The organism is Curtobacterium sp. MCBA15_016 (assembly GCF_001865105.1).
Lineage (GTDB): Bacteria > Actinomycetota > Actinomycetes > Actinomycetales > Microbacteriaceae > Curtobacterium.
Genome location: NZ_MJGR01000020.1, coordinates 123,366 through 128,891, shown reverse-complemented (window position 1 = coordinate 128,891; position 5,526 = coordinate 123,366). Strand labels below are relative to the sequence as shown.

Here is a 5,526-nt window from a genome sequence, read left to right as displayed (position 1 = left end):
GCACCGCACCACCCTGCCGTATCCCGCGGCACGAACCGGCACCGCACCACCCTGCCGTGTCCCGCGGCGCGAACCGGCACCGCGCCTCCAGACCGGCGACGCCTCAGTCGGTCGGCAGGAGCGCAGCTCCCCCGAGGACCGCACCGGAGTCGGGGTCCAGCAGGACGAGCGAGCGCACCGGGTCCGGGATGCCGCGGGGCGCTTCGAGGTCGAAGGTGATCGTCCCGACGTCGGACGGGATCGTGCCGAGGTCGTCGTCGTCCTCGTGCCCCGTCCAGAGCCCGGGCCGCGCGCCGACGACCGTGCCCTCGGAGAGCACCACCCGGACCCCTGGCAGCTCCGTGTCGGAGGACGCCACCCGGAGGTCCGTGATCCTGACGAGCAGGTGCTCCCCGGCGCGGGCGATCCGGACGTGACCCGAGGCGGACCGGTCGTCTGCCGAGGCGATCCCGTCGATCGGAGCGATCGGGACGAGGTCGCCGGCCACCGGCGGGACGCGCCGCCACCACGGGTCGATGGGCGACCCGTCGGCATGGTCATCGGTGGCGGGCTCGGGGACCGGCGCGCCGAGCGTGTTCGACGGGGACACGAGCGTGCCGCCCTGCAGCCCCTGTTCGGTGAGCGGGGTCGTCGTCGCGACCGGCTCCGCAGCGTCGATGCCACGCTCGGTCTGGATGGCGCGCCAAGCGACCAGGACCGCGACGAGGGCGAGCAGAGCGACCGCTGCGAACAGCCATCGTCGACTCGCCCTCGTCATGTCGGATCTCCTGATCGACCTCAGCGCTTGCGGCGCTCGCGCACCCGCATGTTGACGTTGATCGGCGTGCCCGAGAAGCCCCAGACCTCGCGCAGTCGACGCGTGATGAAGCGTCGGTACTGCGGGTCGAGGAAGCCCGTCGTGAACAGCACGAACGTCGGCGGCTGGCTCGACGCCTGGGTCCCGAACAGGATGCGGGGCTGCTTGCCACCACGGACCGGGTGCGGGTGCTCCTGCACGAGCTCGGCGATGAAGGCGTTGACCTTGCCCGTCGGGATGCGGGTGTCCCACGAGTCGAGCGCGGTCTCGAGCGCCGGTACGAGCTTCTCGAGGTGGCGACCGGTGCGTGCGGAGATGTTGACGCGCGGGGCCCACGCCACGTGCGCGAGGTCCTGCTCGATCTCGCGCTCGAGGTAGCGGCGGCGGTCGTCGTCGAGCAGGTCCCACTTGTTGTAGGCCAGCACCAGCGCGCGACCGGACTCGAGGACGAGGTCGATGATGCGGAGGTCCTGCACGGAGATCGGCTCGGTGACGTCGAGGACGACCACGGCGACCTCGGCCTTCTCGAGCGCTGCGGTCGTGCGGAGCGAGGCGTAGAAGTCGGCCCCCTGCTGCAGGTGCACGCGCTTGCGGATGCCGGCGGTGTCGACGAAGCGCCAGACACGGCCGCCGAGCTCGATCTGCTCGTCCACCGGGTCGCGGGTCGTCCCCGACAGCTCGTTGACGACGACGCGCTCTTCACCCGCGGCCTTGTTCAGGAGCGAGCTCTTGCCGACGTTCGGACGGCCGAGGATCGCGACGCGACGGGGTCCGCCGACCTCCTGCTTGGCGACGGCCGAGGTGTCGGGGAGCGTCTTGATGATGAGGTCGAGGAGATCGGCGACGCCACGACCGTGCAGCGCCGACACCGGGTACGGCTGCCCCAGACCGAGGTTCCAGAGCTCGTAGGCGTCGAGGTCGCGCCGGTCGTCGTCCGACTTGTTCGCGACGACGATGACCGGACGGTCGGTGCCGCGGAGCATCTTCACGACGTGCTCGTCGGTGGCGGTGATGCCGACCGTGACGTCCACGACGAAGAGCACCGCGTCGGCGAGGTCGATCGCGACCTCGGCCTGGGCGGCGACGGAGGCGTTGATGCCCTTGGCGTCGGGCTCCCACCCGCCGGTGTCGACGAGGGTGAAGCGCTTGTCGTTCCACTCCGCCTTGTAGGCGACGCGGTCACGCGTGACACCGGGGGTGTCCTGCACGACGGCTTCGCGGCGGCCGAGGATGCGGTTCACCAGCTGCGACTTTCCGACGTTCGGTCGCCCGACGATCGCGAGCACCGGGTAGGCCGGCAGGTACGTGATGCCGTCCTCGCCGAGCTGCCCGGCTTCGAGCAGGGCGACGTCCTCTTCGTCGAGCTCGTAGTCCTCGAGCCCGGCGCGGAGCGCGTTCGCCCGCTGCTCGGCCTCGGCTTCGTCGAGCCCGGCGATCCGCTCGCCGAGGGCGTCGTCGTACTCGGGGAAGTCGTCGTGTTCTGGGTTGTCCAGCTGCGCCATGTGGGTGTCCTTGCCGGCGACCCTTCGGCCGCGTGTTGTCAGTGCGTGGCCGCGCGTGGCCCTGGTGGTCAGTGCCCGGTCGCGCGGGCCAGGTCGACGACCGCTTGCACGGTCTGGTCGAAGTCGAGGTCGGTGGAGTCGAGCGTCGTGACGCCGTCGGCGGCGTTCATGAAGTCGACGACCTTCGCGTCCGCCGCGTCGCGACGAGCGAGTGCGGCGGAGGTCTCGGCGGCCGACTGGGTGGTGACCTCAGCCGAGCGCCGAGCCATTCTAACGGACTCGTCGGCCGTGAGGAGGATCCGGACTTCGGCATCGGGCGCGACGACCGTGGTGATGTCACGCCCCTCGGTGATGATGCCCCGGCCCTCGGCCTTGCGCATCACGTTCCGGAAGAGCTGCACGAGCCGCTGCCGGACCTCGGGCAGCTTCGCGATGTGGGCGACCGCGGCGGTGACCTCGGGCGTGCGGATCGCGTCGGTGACGTCGGTGCCGTTCACCTGGACGAAGTAGGCGTCCGGGTCGGTGCCGATCTCGTAGTCGAAGGTGTCCCAGCTCGCCAGGACCGCAGCGGCGTCGTCGAGGTCGACCTGCTGCTGCAGGGCGTGCCAGGCGAGCGCGCGGTAGGCAGCACCGGTGTCCTGGTAGCCGAAGCCGAGCGCGCGCGCCGCGGCACGGGACACGCTCGACTTGCCGCTGCCCGCGGGACCGTCGACCGCGATCACGAACTTCGCGACGAAGGCGCCGTCCGGCAGTCCGGCCGGCAGGGGGTCGCGCGTCGAACCGGGCTCGCCGCCGCCCTGCCCGTCGAGACCGCCACCCGCACCGCCGGCGCCGCCGATCGGGCCGGGCTGGTCGCCGGGCGTGGGCAGCCCCGTGTCGGGTCCGTCGGGTCCACCGGTCACGCCGGAGTCGTCGTTGTTCAGGCCCATGCTGCTGCGATCCTCCATCCGCGACCCTCGAGTTCGTCGACGAGTCGCTGTTCCTGCTCGGGCACGACCGACACCTCGACGATGCCGATCTGCGCGCCCGGTGAGTGTTCGAGGCGCATGTCCTCGAGGTTGATGCCGATCTCCCCGATGAACGTGAGGAGCGCGGCGATCTGGCCCGGGGTGTCGTCGACGAGGACGACCACCTGGGCGAAGCGCTTCGTGGTGCCGTGCTTGCCCGGCAGCCGTTCGACGCCGCGGTTGCCCGCGGCGATGGTCTCGGCGAGGGCGCGGGGCGAACCGGGCGCGGTCGGGTCGTCGAGTGCGGCGAGCACCCGGTCGAGGTCGTCGCGGAGGTCCGCGAGCACCGGCCGGATGCGCGATGCGTTCGCACCGATGATCTGCACCCACAACCCCGGGTCGCTCGCGGCGATGCGGGTCACGTCGCGGACGCCGCCGCCCGCGAGGCCGAGCGAGCCGTCGGGGGCGTCCCGCAGCCGGGAGGCCATCAGCGTGGACACCAGCTGCGGTGCGTGCGAGACGTAGGCCACCGCGAGGTCGTGCGACTCCGGTTCCATCGGGACCACGGTCGCGCCGACGTCGAGCGCCAGGTCTTCCACCACGGCGGCACGCTGGTACGTGATGTCGTCGTGCCCGGCGATCACCCACGGCTGCCCGAGGAAGAGATCGGCGCGCGCGGCCGTCGGCCCGCTGCGTTCGCGGCCCGCCATGGGGTGCGAGCCGATGTAGCGCGAGATGTCGGCGCCGGCTGCCCGGAGCGAGGCGAGCGGCCCCGACTTCACGCTCGCCACGTCGGTGACGACGGCACCGGGGAAGGCAGCGAGCTCGCGCTCGACCACCGTCGCCACGACGTCCGGCGGGACGGCCACCACGACGAGTTCCGGACGGTCACCGGGAGCCGGTCGACGCCCGGCGCCGTAGTCGACGGCGAGCGCCAGGGCTGCGGGCGAGACGTCGTCGAGGACGACCTCGACACCCTTCTCACGCAGCGCCAGGCCGATGGACGCACCGAGCAGGCCCGCGCCGACGATCCGCACGGGTCCCCGGAGCCGCCGGTCGATGGCCGGTTCGGCGAGCGGGGTGGTGGCGTCGGTCACCCCGCAAGCCTACCGATCGTCAGTCCGAGGACTCTTCGCCGTCCGAGGCCTGGGGAGAACCCTTCGCCTCACGGGCGATGCGGAGGAGCGAACCGAGCTCGACCGTCGACAGCTCCCGGGTCTTGCCGATCGGCAGGGACCCGAGGTGCAGCGGCCCGAACGACCGCCGGACCAGTTCGAGGACGGGGTGGTCGACCTCGTCGAGCATGCGGCGCACGATCCGGTTGCGACCGGAGTGCAGCGTGATCTCGACGAGCGACTCCCCGCGCGAGGACTCGAGCAGGCGGACCTTGTCGGCCGCGATCGGACCGTCCTCGAGCTCCACACCGTCGAGCAGCCGCTGCACCGTCGCGGGGTTCACGTTGCCGCGCACCTTCGCGATGTACGTCTTCGTCACCCCGAACGACGGGTGCGCCAGGACGTGCGCGAGGTCCCCGTCGTTCGTCAGCACGAGCAGCCCGGACGTCTCGGTGTCGAGCCGCCCGACGTTGAACAGGCGCTCCTCGTACCGGTCGACGTACTCGGACAGGTCACGACGTCCACGCTCGTCCTGCAGGCTGGAGACCATGCCGGTCGGCTTGTTGAGCAGCACGTAGCGGCGCGAGCTGTCGATCTGCACCGGGACGCCGTCCACCGCGATCTGGTCGGTCTCGGGATCGACACGCCGGCCGAGCGCGTCGACGACCTCGCCGTTGACCGTCACGCGGCCCTCGACGATCAGGTTCTCCGCGACGCGGCGAGATGCCACGCCCGCAGCGGCGATCACCTTCTGCAGGCGCTCCCCCTCTGCCTGGAGGCGCGGCGCGGCCCCGGCGGTCGCCGTCCCGTCCGCCGCGTCCCAGTCCGGGATGATCGGGCGCTCGGGCGTGCCCTCGAGCGGCTGGCCCTGCTGGTCGCGGGCGCCCTCGGGCTGCGGGGTGGTGCGGCGGTCGGTGCCGCGCGGGCCGGTGTTCCGGGGCCGGTCGCCGTTGCGCGCCGTGGTGGTGCCGCCGACGTAGCGTCGGCCGTTGTGCCACACCGTGCTGGGTCGGCCGTCCGGGGCACGGCGGTCCTCGCGGGCCGGGTCGCGGCGGCGGTCGTCGTCGCGTCGGGGGGCGTCACGACGGTCGTCGCGCCGATCGTCACGGCCGCGGTACCCACCGGACGCGGGGCGCTCGTCACGACCCCGGTACCCGCCGCGGTCG

General features: G+C 72.4%; 5 protein-coding genes. All 5 read right to left on the bottom strand.

Annotated features, from left to right (window positions below; genetic code table 11):
- Positions 1-103: 103 nt before the first annotated feature.
- On the bottom strand, positions 104-757 hold the full coding sequence (locus BIV03_RS09240; protein WP_071295442.1) for a hypothetical protein: 654 nt from the start codon (positions 755-757) through the stop codon (positions 104-106).
- A gap of 20 nt (positions 758-777) precedes the next feature.
- Positions 778-2,298 (bottom strand): ribosome biogenesis GTPase Der, encoded by a 1,521-nt coding sequence (der, locus tag BIV03_RS09235; RefSeq protein ID WP_071295441.1) that lies wholly within the window; start codon positions 2,296-2,298, stop codon positions 778-780.
- Positions 2,299-2,366: 68 nt separating this feature from the next.
- The gene (cmk, locus tag BIV03_RS09230) at positions 2,367-3,020 is read right to left on the bottom strand and encodes a (d)CMP kinase (RefSeq protein WP_070419122.1); all 654 of its coding nucleotides are present in this window, start codon (positions 3,018-3,020) and stop codon (positions 2,367-2,369) included.
- A gap of 197 nt (positions 3,021-3,217) precedes the next feature.
- Positions 3,218-4,342 (bottom strand): prephenate dehydrogenase, encoded by a 1,125-nt coding sequence (locus BIV03_RS09225; protein ID WP_071295440.1) that lies wholly within the window; start codon positions 4,340-4,342, stop codon positions 3,218-3,220.
- 19 nt (positions 4,343-4,361) lie between these two features.
- Entirely contained in the window at positions 4,362-5,117 is a 756-nt protein-coding gene (locus BIV03_RS09220) for a pseudouridine synthase (protein WP_070419123.1), read from the bottom strand.
- Positions 5,118-5,526 lie beyond the last annotated feature (409 nt).

Excerpts from the sequence above, each read along its gene's own strand:
- BIV03_RS09240 (WP_071295442.1), bottom strand. The coding sequence starts at position 757 with ATGACGAGGGCGAGTCGACGATGGCTGTTCGCAGCGGTCGCTCTGCTC.
- der (WP_071295441.1), bottom strand. The coding sequence starts at position 2,298 with ATGGCGCAGCTGGACAACCCAGAACACGACGACTTCCCCGAGTACGAC.